Source organism: Shewanella sp. 125m-7, from assembly GCF_052977045.1.
This window is the reverse complement of the sequence record NZ_JBRILQ010000002.1, coordinates 1-17,168: the sequence shown is the minus strand read 5'-3', so window position 1 is coordinate 17,168 and position 17,168 is coordinate 1. Positions and strand designations below refer to the sequence as shown.

General features: G+C 44.6%; 14 protein-coding genes. 10 read left to right on the top strand and 4 right to left on the bottom strand.

The window, feature by feature from the left end:
• Positions 1 to 11 precede the first annotated feature (11 nt).
• From ACVBIL_RS01020 to panP, 8 genes are all read left to right on the top strand, one after another.
• Complete coding sequence (locus tag ACVBIL_RS01020; RefSeq protein WP_447165135.1) at positions 12 to 2,129, top strand: MtrB/PioB family decaheme-associated outer membrane protein; 2,118 nt, start codon at positions 12 to 14, stop codon at positions 2,127 to 2,129.
• Positions 2,130 to 2,600: 471 nt separating this feature from the next.
• Complete coding sequence (locus ACVBIL_RS01015; RefSeq protein WP_447165134.1) at positions 2,601 to 3,179, top strand: hypothetical protein; 579 nt, start codon at positions 2,601 to 2,603, stop codon at positions 3,177 to 3,179.
• A gap of 42 nt (positions 3,180 to 3,221) precedes the next feature.
• A complete protein-coding gene (locus ACVBIL_RS01010; protein ID WP_447165133.1) occupies positions 3,222 to 3,827 on the top strand; it encodes a uracil-DNA glycosylase family protein in 606 nt (201 codons plus the stop codon).
• Positions 3,828 to 3,964: 137 nt separating this feature from the next.
• Positions 3,965 to 5,125, top strand: coding sequence for a sugar diacid recognition domain-containing protein (locus tag ACVBIL_RS01005; RefSeq protein WP_447165132.1), 1,161 nt, complete (start codon positions 3,965 to 3,967; stop codon positions 5,123 to 5,125).
• A gap of 3 nt (positions 5,126 to 5,128) precedes the next feature.
• Complete coding sequence (locus ACVBIL_RS01000; protein WP_447165131.1) at positions 5,129 to 5,665, top strand: pilus assembly FimT family protein; 537 nt, start codon at positions 5,129 to 5,131, stop codon at positions 5,663 to 5,665.
• Between the two features lie 276 nt (positions 5,666 to 5,941).
• Positions 5,942 to 7,300 (top strand): GntP family permease, encoded by a 1,359-nt coding sequence (locus ACVBIL_RS00995; protein WP_447165130.1) that lies wholly within the window; start codon positions 5,942 to 5,944, stop codon positions 7,298 to 7,300.
• Positions 7,301 to 7,428: 128 nt separating this feature from the next.
• Positions 7,429 to 8,595, top strand: a complete 1,167-nt coding sequence (locus ACVBIL_RS00990; protein WP_447165129.1) for a glycerate kinase — start codon at positions 7,429 to 7,431, stop codon at positions 8,593 to 8,595.
• Positions 8,596 to 8,846: 251 nt separating this feature from the next.
• Positions 8,847 to 10,493 carry a pyridoxal-dependent aspartate 1-decarboxylase PanP gene (gene panP / locus ACVBIL_RS00985; RefSeq protein ID WP_447165128.1) on the top strand — a complete coding sequence of 549 codons (1,647 nt, stop codon included), beginning with the start codon at positions 8,847 to 8,849 and terminating at the stop codon, positions 10,491 to 10,493.
• Positions 10,494 to 10,534: 41 nt separating this feature from the next.
• Here the strand turns inward: panP and ACVBIL_RS00980 are convergent, their stop codons facing one another.
• Complete coding sequence (locus ACVBIL_RS00980) at positions 10,535 to 11,176, bottom strand: class I SAM-dependent methyltransferase (protein ID WP_447165127.1); 642 nt, start codon at positions 11,174 to 11,176, stop codon at positions 10,535 to 10,537.
• Positions 11,177 to 11,495: 319 nt separating this feature from the next.
• Here ACVBIL_RS00980 and ACVBIL_RS00975 point away from each other — a divergent pair, with 319 nt between their 5' ends.
• Positions 11,496 to 11,840 carry a hypothetical protein gene (locus tag ACVBIL_RS00975; RefSeq protein WP_447165126.1) on the top strand — a complete coding sequence of 115 codons (345 nt, stop codon included), beginning with the start codon at positions 11,496 to 11,498 and terminating at the stop codon, positions 11,838 to 11,840.
• Positions 11,841 to 12,264: 424 nt separating this feature from the next.
• Here ACVBIL_RS00975 and ACVBIL_RS00970 read toward each other — a convergent pair whose 3' ends face one another.
• Both ACVBIL_RS00970 and ACVBIL_RS00965 read right to left on the bottom strand, forming a co-directional pair.
• Entirely contained in the window at positions 12,265 to 12,750 is a 486-nt protein-coding gene (locus tag ACVBIL_RS00970) for a VOC family protein (RefSeq protein WP_447165125.1), read from the bottom strand.
• Positions 12,751 to 13,131: 381 nt separating this feature from the next.
• Positions 13,132 to 14,853, bottom strand: a complete 1,722-nt coding sequence (locus ACVBIL_RS00965) for a phospho-sugar mutase (protein WP_447165124.1) — start codon at positions 14,851 to 14,853, stop codon at positions 13,132 to 13,134.
• Between the two features lie 327 nt (positions 14,854 to 15,180).
• Between ACVBIL_RS00965 and ACVBIL_RS00960 the strand changes: the two genes are divergently transcribed.
• Positions 15,181 to 16,032, top strand: coding sequence for a pseudouridine synthase family protein (locus tag ACVBIL_RS00960; protein WP_447165123.1), 852 nt, complete (start codon positions 15,181 to 15,183; stop codon positions 16,030 to 16,032).
• Positions 16,033 to 16,108: 76 nt separating this feature from the next.
• On the opposite strand, the gene ACVBIL_RS00955 is transcribed toward ACVBIL_RS00960, so the two are convergent.
• The gene (locus ACVBIL_RS00955) at positions 16,109 to 16,864 is read right to left on the bottom strand and encodes a cytochrome b/b6 domain-containing protein (RefSeq protein WP_447165122.1); all 756 of its coding nucleotides are present in this window, start codon (positions 16,862 to 16,864) and stop codon (positions 16,109 to 16,111) included.
• Positions 16,865 to 17,168: the final 304 nt, after the last annotated feature.

Here is a 17,168-nt window from a genome sequence, read left to right as displayed (position 1 = left end):
GAGACGAGAAGATGAAATTCAAATTAAATTTAGTCACGCTCGCTTTGCTTACCAACGCCGGAATGTTTATGTCTGGTGCAGCTATCGCAGCTGATGGTTATGGCATTCAAAATGCGAACACTGAAAAAGTAAAATTCGACAAGTGGGTATGTAAAAACTGTAAAGTCGAAAAAGGTGTATCAGGCACTGTTGGTATCGGCGCAGGTTATAGCGACAGCGATGATATTCGCTCCGCGAATGCCTTTGCAACTGAAGGCGGCTTTGTCGGTAAAGTTGACGCTGATGTGAAATACACTGGCGAAAATGGCTACCAAGCCACTATCGAAGCTGACAATTTAGGCATGGAAAATGGTCGTGCCGAGATTAATGTCGGTAAGCAGGGTCAATACAACTTGAACCTAAATTACCGTCAAATCAAAACTTACAAAACCGATGAGGCGATGAGCCCTTATCAAGGTATTGGTGGTGATAATCTAACGCTTCCTGGCGATTGGGTTCATGCGGGTAGCACACAAGACATGACCAACTTGTCTTCAAGCTTAAACCCACTTGAGCTTTCACTTAAACGTGAACGCGCAGGCCTAGGCTTTGACTATACGTTTTCAAATGAGCAAGGTGAATCACTATGGAGCACCTACGTTAATTACCAGCGTGAAGACAAAACCGGTCTTAAACAAGCTTCTGGTAGCTTTTACAACCAGTCAATGATGCTTGCAGAGCCTGTTGATTACACAACAGATACTGTTGAAGCAGGCGTTCGCTTCTCTGGTGACAACTGGTTTACTTCGGTTAATTATAACGGCTCTATCTTCAAGAATGAGTATAGTGAACTGTCGTTTGAGAATGCGTTCAGCCCAACCTTTGGCGCGCAAACAACCGGTTACATGTCACTTGATCCTGATAACGAAGCGCATACTGTTTCGGTTCTGGGTCAATATGTTGCAGGTAGAACCGTGATGAATGGCCGATTCTACTTGGGTCAAATGACTCAAGATCAAGACTTCAGCACATCAGGTTACGGCTATCAAATGCCAAGCGAATCACTAGATGGGCGAGTTGATACTCAAGGTGCCACCCTTAAGATTGTATCTCGTATTAATCGTCAGCTACGTTTAAACGCAAGTTATGATTATAGCGACCGTGATAACAAGACCAATGTTGAAGAGTGGACGCAGATCAGCATCGATTCTACTACGGGTCAAGCGGCTTACAATACGCCATACGACATCACCACTCATAAAGCTAAGCTGGGTGCAGACTACCGTCTAGCTCGCGGCCATAAGCTTGAAGGTGGCTTTGACTACCGTAAGGATGAGCGTAGCTATTCAGATCGTGAAACCACTGACGAAAGCACACTTTGGGCTAAATACCAGCTCAGTGCATTCGCCAACTGGAACATGTGGATCAAAGGTAGTTACGGTCAACGTGATGGTTCTAAGTATCAAGCGTCTGAGTTGACATCTGATGAGTCAAACGACCTACTGCGCAAGTATAACCTTGCCGATAGAAACCGTACTCAAATCGAAGCACGTGTTACCCATAATCCAACTGATAGCTTAACGCTAGACTTTGGTGCTCGTTATGCGCTTGATGATTATAACGAAACTCAAATCGGTCTGACCGAATCGAAAGATATGAGTTATGACGCTAGTGTCAGTTACCTAATCAATGATGATATGACAGTAACGGCTTTCTATAACCGTCAGAACATCGATTCAGATCAAGCAGGTAGCACTAACCTTGGTGCACCAAACTGGTATGGTGTAGTTGAAGATCAATTCGACATTATCGGTGCAGGCTTTAGCTACAACAACTTGATGGAGCAAAAGCTACGTCTAGGTGTTGATTACACATACTCAGACTCAAACAGTAACACTCAAGTGACTCAGGGTATTACCGGTGACTATGGTGATTACTACGCTAAAGTGCATAACGTCAATGTTTACGCCTTATACAAAGCAACAGAGAAAATGGATCTGCGCTTAGACTATAAGATGGAAAACTATAAAGACAACGATGCAGCCAATGACATCGCAGTAGATGGCATTTGGAATGTGTTGAGCTTTGGTAATAACAGCCATGACTATAATGCACATTTAATCATGTTAAGCGTGAGTTACCGTTTGTAATTCAAGTATCAAGTAAACCTCGGTACATCCAAAAACCCGCTTAATGCGGGTTTTTTATTGTCTGAAATAAATGAACTCAAACAAATCTAGCTCAGCCATTACTCTTCCATAAGTGCTTATCTACCACGAAGCGCTTCGCTTTCACCGAGTTCACGGAGAAAAAGCTTAAAGATAAAACTCAACGAGCTTAGCTTTTGCCTTTCTTCGTGCCCTCTCTGTCTTTCATGGATAGCCACTTTTGCCCTAATACTGTTTAGCTAGTGCAGAAAATATAGAGTGATAAGTCAGCCCAAACACCGCAAACAATTAAGTGAAATCCCAAACAATTAAATGAAGTCTAGAACAATTGAGTGAGCTCGATCACCTCAAAGATAAAAATTCGCGCTAAAAGCTCGCTTCATCTCCATTCATCTTGAACTTATCCCTGCTTTAGTAGATCTTAATATCATTATATTCATCTAAAGAATTATCATGACTCGTTCAACAACTTTGTATAAAGCCGCTCTTCTATCAATCTTTATTGTGCCGCTACCCGCCTTTGCCATGCAGTCTGACACGACCAATGTGCTACTGCTTGCTATCACACTTGGTGGCTTTAGCTTCTTTAACCTACTACTCAACGGCCTGTTTTATTTTACTGGTAAATATCACAGCCGCGACTTTGCCAGAATGCACACCCTGATTTCGATTATTCCTGCCATTATCGCGTTATTTATCGCACTGATTTATTTTGATACTGCAGGCGCTATTTCAATGAATATTGGTGTCATTATCGCCAGTATCGGACTCAGCTTATTGCCTCTCCAGCTAAATCTATCAGCGACTAAAGCACCAACTAAAAACTGCGCGCTTATTATTGCGCTTGCCGCAATAGCACTATTAATCGCGGCTTATTACGTCACACCCGTCGCTATTTTTGCTATCGCCTGTGCCCATGTAGCCTTGATTAGCCAAGCCGATATTAAAGTGAAGTTCTTAAGCCTATCGGCACTTGCTGTTGGCTATGGTTACTTAGGCTATTGGGCTTACCAAATCATTCAATATAGCTAAGCAACTAGCACTAAAAGCAAAACCAAAACCAAGATAAATACTATGCCTAACGAACCTAGCTTCACACAGCTCCAAGCAGATATTGCGCGATGCCAGATCTGCGCGAAGGTTTTGCCGCTTGAGCCCAAGCCTATTGTTCAGTTAGGCAAGCAAGCCAAAATCCTTATTGCAGGCCAAGCTCCAGGGAAAAAAACACATCATAAAGGGCGACCTTTTGATGATGCTAGTGGCGAGCGCCTGCGCACATGGCTTGGCGTCACTAAAGCGCAGTTTTACGACCCTAACTTGTTTGCCATATTACCGATGGGGTTTTGTTATCCGGGTAGTTATTCAGCTTCTGATAAAAAAAGCGGCGATAAACCGCCCCGCCCAGAATGCGCGCCAACATGGCGCGCCGATGTATTGAAACAACTTGAGCAGATAGAGCTCACTCTAATAGTTGGAAAATATGCTATTGAGTGGCACCTAAAGCAGAAGCTTAGCGTCACTGAGTCGGTAGCTAACTGGCAAACATTGTGGCCAAACACCTTAGTGATGCCCCACCCCAGCCCCAGAAATAATATTTGGCTTAAGCGTAATCCTGATTTTGAACAGCTGATTATTCCTCAATTACAAAAGCGGGTTGCGGCATTAATCGCTACAAGCTAACCGCGGTGGACAAATGCCTACCAAGCTCACAAATAGCTTAAAAACTAATGCAACATTTCATCTGTTTAAGGCACTGTAGCAACACATTACGCCAATAAGTAATAGATAGCCCTTTCATCGTTTCAGTGAGGATAAACGTGTACTTTCTAGATGGTTCTTTGGCACGGCAAATCGTTAAGCGCACCATGAAAATCATAGGTCACAATATTAATGTGATGAATAGCCATGGAGTGATCTTAGGTTCTGGTGAGCTTCACCGCATCGGTGCAATACATGAAGGGGCATTACTTGCTATAAGCCAAAAACGTACCGTTGAGATCAGTACACATAGTACAGGTACGCTACAAGGCGTAAAGCCAGGTATCAACCTGCCACTACACCACAAAGGTGATATTATTGGCGTAATAGGCATAACAGGCGAGCCTGAAGAGTTGCGTAGTTATGGTGAGCTACTCAAGATGACCGCCGAGATTATTGTTGAGCAAGCCAATACCATAGAACAAGCACAATGGCAGTCTCGGCAAAAAGAGGAGCTGATCATTGAGCTGATTAAATCTGAGGGGGCATTTACTTCGTATCAGCGAAACTGGGCCTCACAGCTTAATATTGAACTCAATGCACCGCGTGTTGCTGCAGTTATTCAAGTACAGGCCGACGAAGAGGAAACCACAGCTAACTCGATGCTAAAGCAAGTATTGCACCTGCTAGAGAATCCGTCGCGCGGAAATCTTGTAGCGATGACCTCGATGACCGAATTAGTGATTTTAAAACCCGCTTTTCTTGACGGGAAATCTTGGGACCCGACTCTTGAAAGTGAACGTATCGATCAACTCCTCTGTAGGCTTCCAAAAGAGCTTAATAGTCGCCTAAAGATCTCACTAGGACATTTCTTTCCTAAACCTGAAGAGATCAATCGCTCCTACCAGACGGCATTAGAAACCTTGGCCATAGGCCAACAGATGCAGCCCGAACACAGTAAATACCTTTACGAAGACTATTCGCTGCAGGTGCTATTATCAGTGCTTAAGGATAATTGGCGCGGCAAAGAACTACTCAGCCCCTATCAAGCATTAGTCAAGGCTGACAAAAATGGTCAATTGATAAAAACGCTGAGTGCATACTTATTGCATTTTGGTGACTTACAGCAATGTGCTAATGTTCTTTTTATTCATCGAAATACGCTACGCTATAGACTCGATAGGATCCAGCAAATAACGGGTGCAAACCTCAATCAGCTAGATGGGTTATTGCAGCTGTATATTGGCCAAGTGATGCTAAAACAACCTAAGCAAAGGTAAGATATGACACTCAGCAAGACGGCCAAAAACGGCTTCACATTAATCGAATTGGTCGTGGTCATCATCATACTGGGAATTTTAGCGGTTATCGCCTTGCCCAAGTTTGTTAATTTTCACGCCGACAGTAAAGTCGCAGTGCTAGAGGGTATCGCTGGTGCCATGAAAAGTGGTCTGGATTTAGTCCACAGCAAGGCTGTTATTGAAGGAGAAAATGTCGATTCTGGAAGCATTGAATATGCAGGAGTCACTATTCCGCTTTACAATGGCTACCCTGCTGTCGATGGCAACGATAGCTTCGATGAGCTTAATCGTCAGGTTCGCGCTTGGCTTGATATCGACTCAGTATCACTGACCAGCATCAAACTTGATAATGATGCAGCGCCTTTCTTTGTCGACAAATCCACGCCTAATAACCATATTTATATCTTTTTCTCTGAAGATCTTAATGATAAAAGCGTCAGCTTTAACTGCCATATTCGTTATGAAAATGCCATCAACGCCACAGAGCCAATTATTACCGTCAAGCACAGTGACTGTTAAGTACACTTGCAGTTAAGCACGTTCCTGTTTAGAAATAGACTATTAAGCATTAGTTCGCTGCTAAATATCCTCTCTATAGCCTTCAAACAATTGTGCATACGCACAACAAATTAATCTTTATCCCAGTAAAATCAGTGAGTACAGCCAAAGAAATAAATTTTGCAGCGCCGCATAATATTTCGGCCTGAAAATCCTTGGTGCGCTGTCAGTCTCAGTTGTCCCAATTTGGCAAAACAAACCTTACATAAAATAAAATATACCCATACAGGGACCCCTATGAGCCTAGTACTGATCTTATTGGCCGTGATTGCGTTTATCGTCATTGCCACCGCTAAATTTAAGTTACATCCGTTTTTAACCCTTATATTGGCATCATTTCTTGCCGCATTTGCTTACGGCTTACCCAGCGCCGACATCGCTAAAACCATCACCTCAGGTTTTGGCGGGATCTTGGGCTACATTGGTCTAGTTATCGTATTAGGTACCATCATAGGGACGATTTTAGAGAAAAGCGGCGCGGCAATTACCATGGCCGATGTGGTCATTAAAGTCTTGGGCAAACGCTTCCCAACATTAACCATGTCGATTATCGGTTATATCGTGTCTATCCCGGTATTTTGTGATTCAGGCTTTGTGATCTTAAACTCGCTCAAGCAATCGATGGCCAACCGTATGAAGGTATCGAGCGTATCTATGAGCGTGGCCCTAGCAACGGGTTTATATGCCACTCACACCTTTGTGCCACCAACACCGGGCCCTATCGCCGCTGCAGGTAACTTAGGTCTTGAATCGAATTTAGGCTTAGTCATTTTTGTTGGTATCTTCGTTGCTGCGGTTGCCGCATTAGCCGGTACGCTTTGGGCAAACCGGTTTGCCAATACTCAGCCTGATGGCGAAGGGGCTGAAGAGTTATTGAATCAAAAAGAAGATTTTGACACGCTTAAGCAAGCCTATGGCGAGCTTCCAAGCCCGACTCGTGCCTTTGCACCGATTTTTGTGCCAATTTTGATGATCTGCTTAGGCTCGGTGGCTAACTTCCCATCGGCGCCACTTGGCGATGGCATCCTTTTCGATATCTTGGCCTTCTTAGGTCAGCCAGTTAATGCCTTGATGATAGGTTTGTTCTTGTCACTATCACTACTGAAAGGCAACGACAAAATTAAAGAATTCAGTGAGCGTATTAGCCAAGGCTTAGTCGTTGCAGCACCGATTTTACTTATTACTGGTGCGGGCGGTGCATTTGGCGCGGTACTTAAAGCAACTGACATCGGCACTTTCTTGGGTGAATCACTATCTGCACTTGGCATAGGGATCTTTATGCCATTCGTCGTTGCAGCAGCGCTTAAGTCGGCTCAAGGCTCGTCAACCGTTGCGTTAGTTGCAACCTCAGCATTGGTTGCCCCTATGCTAGGTGACATCGGCCTTGCCAGCGATATGGGCCGCGTATTAACCGTTATGGCCATTGGTGCAGGTGCAATGACAGTTTCTCATGCCAACGATAGTTTTTTCTGGGTGGTGACTCAGTTCAGCCGCATGAGTGTTAAGCAAGCTTACAAAGCCCAAACCATGGCCACCCTGATTCAAGGTGTTACGGCAATGGCTTTGGTTTACCTACTAAGCTTAGTGTTACTTTAACGCTCTTTGCTCGATACAAATAGGCAAGCCTTGAACGGCTTGCCTACGGTACAGACATGGATCCACACTAACATCATTACAAGTCTGTTAGCCCTTTTTTAGCCTGACTCGTTTTATAGGAATACTGCATGAAAATTGTGATTGCCCCCGACTCTTTCAAAGAAAGCCTCACAGCAATGGAAGTGGCCAATGAGATCGAGCGAGGATTTCGCACGGTTTTGCCGACAGCCGAGTACATTAAAGTCCCTGTCGCAGATGGTGGTGAAGGCACGGTACAATCCATGGTGGATGCAACCCAAGGCTCTATCGTTGAAATAAATGTGACGGGGCCACTGGGCGATCGCGTTGCCGCTTTCTACGGTATTTTAGGAGAGGGCTACCAAGGCAGTAAAAAGACCGCTGTAATTGAAATGGCCGCCGCCTCTGGCTTGCATTTAGTCGCACCAGATAAGCGCAACCCACTTATCACCACCAGCTACGGCACAGGTGAGTTAATTGTCGATGCATTAAATCGCGGTATCGAACATATTATTATCGGTCTTGGCGGCAGCGCGACTAACGATGCCGGCGCGGGTATGGCTCAGGCCATCGGCGCGCATCTACTCGATAGTGCAGGCAAAGCGCTTTCTCCAGGAGGCGCTGCTTTAGCTGAGCTAGTCAGTATTGATTTAACCGACTTACACCCGCTTATCAAAAAATGCTCTTTTGAAGTGGCTTGCGACGTTAACAATCCGCTTTGCGGTGACAAAGGCGCATCAGCAATTTTTGGCCCTCAAAAAGGCGCTACCCCTGCAATGGTAAAGCAGCTAGACAGCACGCTTAGTCACTATGCCGACATCATCGCTAAAAGTGGGTTCACAGATAATCGCGATTATGCCGGAGCGGGCGCCGCTGGAGGCATGGGCCTAGGGGTAATGACCTTTTTAGGTGCAGAGCTTAAACCTGGCATCGACATCGTTATGGAAACCGTTAGTCTCAAAGAGCTGGTTATAAACGCGGATTTAGTCATTACCGGCGAAGGGCGACTCGACAGCCAAACCTTACACGGCAAAACGCCTATGGGCGTTGCAAGTGTCGCCAAAGCGCAAGGTATTGCGGTTATCGCCATTGCCGGCTGCGTGAGTGATGATGCTAACGTGTTACTTGAGCATGGCATCGATGCGCTGTTTTCAATTACGCCAAGAGCCCTGCCCCTTGCAGAGGTGCTACACAGTGCTAAGCACAACCTCTATAGCACAGCTAAAAACATCGCAGCCCTATACTCTCTGTCGCTTTCTAAGTCACTGGCCAGATAATTCACTTGCTACATAGACGCGGTCTATATCAATAACTCGCGATGTACCGACAAAAAGATCAGGCGCTTAAACGCGCCTTTTTCATCCTATTGATGACTTCCCCCGTCCTCTCGCCCTTCTCATTCCCACCTTTTAATCGTGATATTACTTTTCTACTTGATGCACTATAAAGCATAAAGTAAAGTTACCGTCCGTTTCGAAAGGCTGTTCAGCTCAGTAAAACAGCGCGATTAGTAGAGAAAGTTAGCCTAATGACAGCAAGAAAAGCCACCGCTTCAGAAGAAGCATTACTGCGAATTTTTACCGTTCCAGAAGCCCCAGATTCAACCCTGAGCGTAATTGAACAGAATATCTCACAGAATTTAATGGGCTTCTTGCAAGAAAGCGTTGTTGCGATTGAGAAGCCGCTATCTGAAGTTGAGCTCGATTTTCAGCAATATCATATCCCAGCAGCCCCGCAATTTGTCTCTGACTACGCCGACAATATGATGCAAACGCTGGTTGCACATTCAGTGCATACCTCTGCGCCCAGCTTCATCGGTCATATGACTTCGGCCTTGCCATACTTTGTATTACCTCTGTCTAAGATGATGGTAGGGCTGAATCAAAACTTGGTAAAAATCGAGACATCTAAAGCCTTTACGCCACTTGAACGCCAAGTGCTCGGCATGATGCACCACCTTGTTTATAGCGAGGATGAAGAGTTTTACCAAAGCTGGATGCACAGCGCTAATGTCTCTTTGGGCGCATTTTGCTCAGGCGGCACAGTGGCTAACATCACCGCGCTGTGGACCGCACGCAACCAACTGCTTAAAGCGGATGGCGACTTTAAAGGCATCGCCAAGCAAGGGCTGCTCAAAGGATTACGCCACTATGGCTATGACGATTTAGCCATTTTAGTCTCTGAGCGCGGTCACTACTCACTTGCAAAAACTGCCGACCTACTCGGTATTGGCCGAGAAAACATTATTCAAGTCCCCACATCAAACGATAACAAAGTCGATGTGGTTAAGATGCGAGAGCTCGCTAAGCAACTTGAACGAGATAACGTTAAGGTTATGGCGATTGTTGGCGTTGCGGGTACCACTGAAACCGGCAATATTGACCCGCTAAATGCATTAGCCGATCTAGCCGCGGAGCTAAATTGTCACTTTCATGTTGATGCCGCATGGGGCGGCGCGAGTCTATTGTCGAATAAATACCGTCATCTGTTAGCAGGTATTGAGCGGGCCGATTCTGTCACTATTGACGCCCACAAACAGATGTATGTGCCAATGGGCGCAGGTATGGTGCTATTTAAAGATCCAACCTTTGCCAACGCCATTAAGCATCACGCCGAGTATATTCTGCGTCAAGGCTCAAAAGATTTAGGCAGCCAAACCCTCGAAGGCTCACGCCCAGGTATGGCTATGCTAGTCCATGCTTGCCTTACCGTGATAGGCCGTGAAGGCTATGAGATTTTAATCAATAACAGCCTTGAAAAGGCGCGTTATTTTGCCGATTTAATCACCGCTGAAGCCGACTTTGAACTGGTATCTAAGCCTGAGCTTTGCCTGCTCACCTACCGCTACGTTCCACAATCAGTGCAAATCGCTATGGCTAAAGCGCGTGAAATAGGCGATATAGCCTCGCTCACTAAGTTTAATACGCTACTAGACGGTCTCACTAAGTTTGTGCAGAAAACTCAACGTGAACAGGGCACCTCGTTTGTATCGCGTACCCGCATTAACCCTGAAAACCACCAGCTAATGGATATCAAAGCTGTGGTATTTAGAGTGGTGTTAGCTAACCCGCTAACTAGCCATGAGATTTTACAACAAGTATTAGTAGAGCAAACTCAGATAGCCAATAGCGAAACGCAATACTTGCCTCAACTGCTCTCACTAGCACAAAGCTAATTCAGCTATTGTGTTGTGCAAGGCTCGATTGGCGTTTTGCTTTAATCGAGTCTTGCCGTAATAAACAGATCCGTCACCTCACCGATTGGGCTAACTTGCCGCTTACGTTTAATATCTATGATGCTAAATCCAGCGGCTTCAAGCGCGCTAAGTAAAGCATCCCCTTGATGAAAATAGGTAAACATCTGGTCGCCATCACTGGATATATCTTCGCGCGCTGCTTGGTCATTCCCCTCCATGGTACTTATGTAGATAACCCCATTAGCGGTCAACCTTTGCGCCGCATCAGCAATTAACGCTAGCGCTTCGAGTTGATTTAAATAGGGTAAGCAAAAACCGCACATGATTGCGTCAAATCGCTCATCTAGGCGATTTAGTTCACGACTATCAAGCAGCATAACTTCCACTTGCGGATTATTTTGCTTCGCCAGCTTTAGCATGTTTGGCGCTAAATCGGTTGCCAGTATCGAAAGTTCAGATCTCCGAGTGAGCAGGTAACGGCAGATATTACCTGGGCCACAAGCAAGCTCAAGCACCCTGGCATTAGGTCTTGGCAGCGCATGAATAAAAGGCTCAAATGTATCAATGTACATAGCTAAATCCATATACTTATCTTGATATCGCTCTGCCACCTTATCAAAGGTATTTACCGAAATCTGGTTTCGCTCTAATTGTTCTGCCATGACATTTCTTTTTAAAGCCCGATAAATCAATCCTATCAAGTCACACTCAATATTCAAGCGCTTACGCTAACGTATTTAACCCTACGTAATTACACTTAGCCCATGTTAGTTAGCTAAGTCGAGAACTAACTAAATCGGTAGTTAGCCAATCTTGCGTGGCTTGGCCGTTACGTGAAAGTCATTGAGAAATGCTCAATTGACTCCCTGCTCATAACTCTTCAATATTTTGTAAAATCTAAGCACAGATAGAAACTTGCAGCGATTGAAAAATCAGACACATCAAGGATAGATAAAGGGTTAAGGGATAAGGGATACAAGGATGACAGATTTAAACGTTAATTTAAAAAGTGAGCTATTAGCACTAGGCTATCGAGTCGAACAACAGGGCTGCATGCTCAAAGTAAAACTTGGTGGATTAGCCACCCCAGTTTATATCGAACATGACATAGCCAAAAATAGGTTTATCGTGAATACCCAAGATCTTAGAAACGGTGTTAGTTATGGTTCGCTGTTTTTTCTTGCACAAATCTCTTTATCAGGCCCGGCACAAGCGCTGTTATTTAGCATGACTGCCATAGGTGGTTTCACCATAGTACTGACAGAACTCAAAGCACAAGCGCTAAAACAGCAAGTCGCTTTATTTAATCAAATAAATATCCCATAAAAATGGCCTCTGCAGATCAATAATCACCATGGTTCGATCAACTGCGGTGTACCTACAGCAGTAACGGCCCAAACGCAGCCCTAAGTAGCCTTCACTGCAACTCAAATATTACTAACAAAAAAGGCCGACACATGGTCTCAATGCTGGTAAATCAGGCTGAAATCTGATTATTAAACAAAACTAAGAACCCTGCACAAACTGAGTTCTTTGCTTTAAAAACGGTAAACCACGAAGCGCTCACTTCGTTTGCTACACAGAGAACACGAAGAAAAGAAAAAACTCGAGGTCGCTTTTCTTCGTGATCTTAGTGTCCTCGGTGGTCCATTCTTATCTTTCTAAGTCATCAAGTTTTCTCTGACTAACTTCCTTAACTTACCGGCATTGGACACATGGTCTGCCCTTTTATAATTACCAATAAAATCAGTTACTCATATTCAGAAGAGTATGTCTCTTGGTAAGTATGGGAGTAAAGCTCAAATAGGTTACCAAATGGGTCTTCTAGATACACCATCTTAGCTTGCTTGCTATCATCTTCTGGATGATAACGCATAATATCCATACGGACTTTGCCACCAAACTTTTCAGTACGCTCAATCACACCGTGAAAGTCATCCGTTTGCAGACAAAAATGGAAAATACCTATTCGAGAAAAATCCACTTGGTGGCGCTCTTGGCGCTGTTTCATTTCAAACAGTTCAACGCCAATACCATCTGTCGTGACTAAGTGCGCAATATTAAACCCTTTAAAACCTTCACCAAAAACCGCAACACACATTCTACCGATTGCCGTTTCACGCTCTTCTTCTACTTGCGTGTTGCCCATGACGACTTCAAGACCTAAAGCATTAGTATAAAACTCAACTGCTTTATCCATATTGCCAACCATGATACCGATATGATTCATTTTCATCATTCACTCCAAATACTTGATGGCTTGTATTCAAGTCATCAGTTCATAACTTGTTTCGATGAAATGAGTATATGGCGCAGCAATAATAATTAAAAATTATCATTCATTATCAAGATCATCACTGAATTTTATAACATTCTGTTTCAAGATTATTTTACGGAGGCTTTCCATCGCGATCATTTCACTGAGTAATCAGCGATATTTCATCGTGAAGTGAGCTACAGATGGGATGTTAGAACACTCAAAATAGATAGGGGCGATAATAGCGGCATTAAGCGGCCCAGCTTAACCCGAGCTCTGGTTCGTTAGCGCTAAGAGAGGCTCGCCTCCCTTAGCGCAAAGTGTGAGTGGCAAGCTCACTAATTCAAAAGGGCTAGCCGTTTATTTTGGCAGCGCCGCCTGATGCGCCTCGATAAAGCGCGTCATTTCTGTCTGCGCTCGATTTTCAGCGCTGGCTAAGGTGTCTTTAACAGTCATTGACTCCACGACCTCGTAATAACACTTAATTTTAGGTTCAGTACCCGACGGTCTTACAATCACCCGCGAGCCATTTTGCAGGCGATAAATCAGCACATCGCTAGCTGGAAGCGCAACCTCTTCCTCGCTCCCATCAGAAAAGAAGCGTTTACCTAGGCTAATATCATCAGTCGATATCACCTTATGGCCTGCAATCTCTACTGGAGGATGCTCTCTAAGATAAGCGCCGATATTGGGCGTTGTAGGCTTTAACGCAATACTCACTTGAGCATTAAGATGGAAGCCATGTTCACGGTAGATGGCTTCAAGACGGTCCCAAATGGTTTGCCCTTGGCTGGCAAGTTCTGCGGTTAACTGCGCAAACGCAACGATTGCCGACAAACCGTCTTTGTCCCACACCATAGAGCCTACGGTGTAACCGAGCGCTTCTTCGTAAGCAAACACAAAGCGGTTATCGTCAGTCTCTTCACTCATGCCCACATTGGTTAGCCACTTAAATCCTGTCAGTGTCGTTAGGCAAGTGCCATTTAGGCTCTGGGCAACCTTTGATAATAAACTCGATGATACAATCGTAGTGCAAGTTAAATGGTGATTGTCACTAGCGTGAGTTAACAGATAATGGCCAAATAGCACACCGACCTGATCGCCCGTTAGCATCTGATAATCACCAGAAGCAGTTCGGACTGCGACGGCAAAACGGTCAGCATCAGGATCGTTTGCACAGGCAAGCATGACATTGTGCTTTTTAGCCTCAGCAATCACCATATCCATCGCCCCTTTCTCTTCAGGGTTAGGAAAGTTTACCGTAGGGAAATCACCATCAGGCTCTGCCTGCTCGGCAACCGAATACACTTGCGTGAACCCTGCATCTTTTAATACATCGAGTGCCATCTCGTTACCCACACCATGCATGGCGGTATACGCCATACTGACCAATTCAGGTTGAGTATTATTTTGCAGCACTGGGGCTAAACTCACGCCCTGGCGATAAGCATAATAAAAGTCATCTTCAAGCATGATAAGCTGACCAGCAGCTTTTGCGATCTTAAGGTCGAGCAATGGAATGGCCACTGTAGCAGCCTTATCAATACAGGCAGCAATACCACTGTCATGGGGCGGAATGATCTGCGCGCCATTACCCCAATACACTTTATAACCATTGTATTGCGGCGGATTATGACTCGCCGTCACCACGATGCCAGCTGCGGTGCCAAGGTGCAGAACACCAAAGGCCACCAACGGCGTAGCAGCGACACTTGCAGTGAGGTAGACTTTTATGCCCAGAGCAGTCAATACACTGGCTGTATCCTGAGCAAACTGCTTTGAGTCGTGACGACCGTCATAACCAATAACCACGCCGCGAGTAGCAACATCGTTAATTTGTGCTTTAAGATATGCGCCAAGTCCTGCTGAAGTTTGCTGCACCACTAAGCGATTCATTCGAGTCGGACCGGCCCCAACCACGCCACGCAATCCCGCAGTACCAAAGGCGAGTCGACCAGCAAAGCGCGCCTCAAGTTCTGCGCTATCATCTGAGTCCAGCAAAGCTTGCAGCTCTTGTCGCATCAATGGGTCTGGGTCACTGGCCATCCAATGTTTTACTCTTAATGATAATTGCGTATCCATCACTCACTCCATTTGCTATTTACACTGGCACGGGGATCAAACAAGGCAAGCTATTTGATTTCCATTGCATCAATTTACGTTAATTAAACACTAAGCCTAGCAGCTCACTTGAACAAGACAATTTGCATTAAGTTTTCATCACAAATAGCCAAAGGCTTAAGATCCTCTAGAGTCATTAACCCCCCTCTCTTTTTGTCTAATCAAACTCGCTTGCCCACCGCAATATTAAGTTTTAAGCAGCATAAACCAATCAGTATAAGAAAGTGATTCGATAATCGTGTAAAATTACCAGCTTGCTAAATAACACCCTGTTGCGAACTGTTAATCATGAGCCCGTTAAAAATAGAAACCCATATCAAAGTCCAGTCCAGTGAAATTGATGCTGCGACCCTGCTCGCAGAAGATACGGGCTTGTCCAAGCAAATTATTAAGCAAGCAATGCAAAAAGGTGCTGTATGGCATAGCCATGGCAAACAGACTAACCGTCTTCGTCGTGCTAAAAAGGCCTTAAAAGCTGGTGATGAGCTACACCTTTACTACAATCAAGCCGTATTAGATGAACAAGTCAATGATGCTGAGTTGCTGTTTGATGAAGGGCAATACAGCGTTTGGTATAAGCCTTTTGGTATGCGTTGCCAAGGTTCTAAATGGAGCGACCACACCACCATTAATCGCTTTGCCGAAACTAACCTTGAACCCGCCAGAAGCGCTTACATCATCCATCGATTGGATCTCGCCGCCACCGGATTGATAGTCTTAGGCCATAGCAAAAAAGTCACCGCTGCGATTGCTAATCTATTTGAGACCCGTGCACTGGATAAATTTTATCAAGTGATTGTTGAGGGCAAGTTCCCCGATGGCAAGGTCACAATCGACACCGATGTTGATAATAAGTCGGCGCTGTCGCATGCTCATCGTCTTGAATACAACAGCGAGCTTAATCAGTCGAAAGTACAGGTAAAGATTGAGTCTGGACGTAAGCACCAAATTCGCATCCATATGGCAAGTATTGGTCACCCAGTGGTCGGTGATCGGCAACACGGCAATGGCAGCGAACTCACTCCTAACCTACAGCTCACCTCTTGCTATTTAAGCTTTACCTGCCCAATGAGTGCTGAGCACAAAGTATTTGAACTGCCGCAAAGCTATCGCCCAGAGTTTCAATCACAGCGTAAATAGCAAGTTGTAGACCGAACATAAAAAAGCCCGCTATATGCGGGCTTCTTATTAAATATTAGCTCATAAACTATCAAGCTTACTCGTCAACAGGCTTATCTTTAAGGTACTTTTTACCAGAGAACATCGCTGAGACAATTCCTGGTTGATGGCGTAACTCTGCGATGACGACACCGACTATATGAATAAATATCAATAGCATGAGTAAATATGAACCATAAAGGTGCACCTTACCTACAATACTTTTATAGGGCTTTAACTGTGCGACTTTCTCTTGATTAACCCCAGTGTCATCATAGGGTTTGAGTGAGTCTGGTGCGACACCATCTTGTGCTAAATACTCAGCAACCGTCCCACCTAATGGCGGGTAATACACATCTGTCCCCGCGCGGAATAATCCTGTCGCCATAATCACAATTAACAACACAAATATTGCTGCAACAGCTAATTTACCCAACGGGTTATGACCCAGATATTGTGGATTTTCTCCCGCTTTTAACGCATTTCGATAGTCACGGCTCTGCTTAAGGCTAGGCAGCATATGGGCGAAGTTTGTATAGCGACTGCCAATAACACCAAATAGCAACCGAATCGTTAGATTGACCGCAAATAGGTAACCAATAATGATATGCAGCTCTTTAAGCTTTATTTTTGCAGCTAGACCCGTAATCCCAAGTTCTGACTTAAATAACATGATCAAGCCAACAAACATCAAGCTGGTTACCAAAATAAGGTTAATCCAATGGAAAATCCTAACCGACTTGTCCCAAACTGAATATTTAACCCACTTGTTCTGTTCGCCGATCTCTTTGCCCGTCATAAATTTATCTCTCATATAATCGTTTAATATTGTTATTCAATACCGCTAAAGCTTTACCCATCTAATTTATGTGTGTCACCGCGTTAAAATCCCAGCTCGCAGCGATAAATAAGTGCAACCACATTACGAAATTTAGGCTAATGGATGGCAAACGCGAGAAGCCAAGCGTAAGGTCTGAATATACCTCAGCCCTAATACTGACTTTGATACTCACTTAAGAGCTCACTTTGATGGCTACATTAATGGCTACATTAATGGCTACATTAATGGCTACATTAATGGCTACATTAATGGCTACATTAATGGCTACATTAATGGC

Coding starts and splice junctions, on each gene's coding strand:
- ACVBIL_RS01020 (WP_447165135.1), top strand. CDS start 12: ATGAAATTCAAATTAAATTTAGTCACGCTCGCTTTGCTTACCAACGCC.
- ACVBIL_RS01015 (WP_447165134.1), top strand. CDS start 2,601: ATGACTCGTTCAACAACTTTGTATAAAGCCGCTCTTCTATCAATCTTT.
- ACVBIL_RS01010 (WP_447165133.1), top strand. CDS start 3,222: ATGCCTAACGAACCTAGCTTCACACAGCTCCAAGCAGATATTGCGCGA.
- ACVBIL_RS01000 (WP_447165131.1), top strand. CDS start 5,129: ATGACACTCAGCAAGACGGCCAAAAACGGCTTCACATTAATCGAATTG.
- ACVBIL_RS00995 (WP_447165130.1), top strand. CDS start 5,942: ATGAGCCTAGTACTGATCTTATTGGCCGTGATTGCGTTTATCGTCATT.
- ACVBIL_RS00990 (WP_447165129.1), top strand. CDS start 7,429: ATGAAAATTGTGATTGCCCCCGACTCTTTCAAAGAAAGCCTCACAGCA.
- panP (WP_447165128.1), top strand. CDS start 8,847: ATGACAGCAAGAAAAGCCACCGCTTCAGAAGAAGCATTACTGCGAATT.
- ACVBIL_RS00980 (WP_447165127.1), bottom strand. CDS start 11,176: ATGGCAGAACAATTAGAGCGAAACCAGATTTCGGTAAATACCTTTGAT.
- ACVBIL_RS00975 (WP_447165126.1), top strand. CDS start 11,496: ATGACAGATTTAAACGTTAATTTAAAAAGTGAGCTATTAGCACTAGGC.
- ACVBIL_RS00970 (WP_447165125.1), bottom strand. CDS start 12,750: ATGAAAATGAATCATATCGGTATCATGGTTGGCAATATGGATAAAGCA.
- ACVBIL_RS00965 (WP_447165124.1), bottom strand. CDS start 14,853: ATGGATACGCAATTATCATTAAGAGTAAAACATTGGATGGCCAGTGAC.
- ACVBIL_RS00960 (WP_447165123.1), top strand. CDS start 15,181: ATGAGCCCGTTAAAAATAGAAACCCATATCAAAGTCCAGTCCAGTGAA.
- ACVBIL_RS00955 (WP_447165122.1), bottom strand. CDS start 16,864: ATGAGAGATAAATTTATGACGGGCAAAGAGATCGGCGAACAGAACAAG.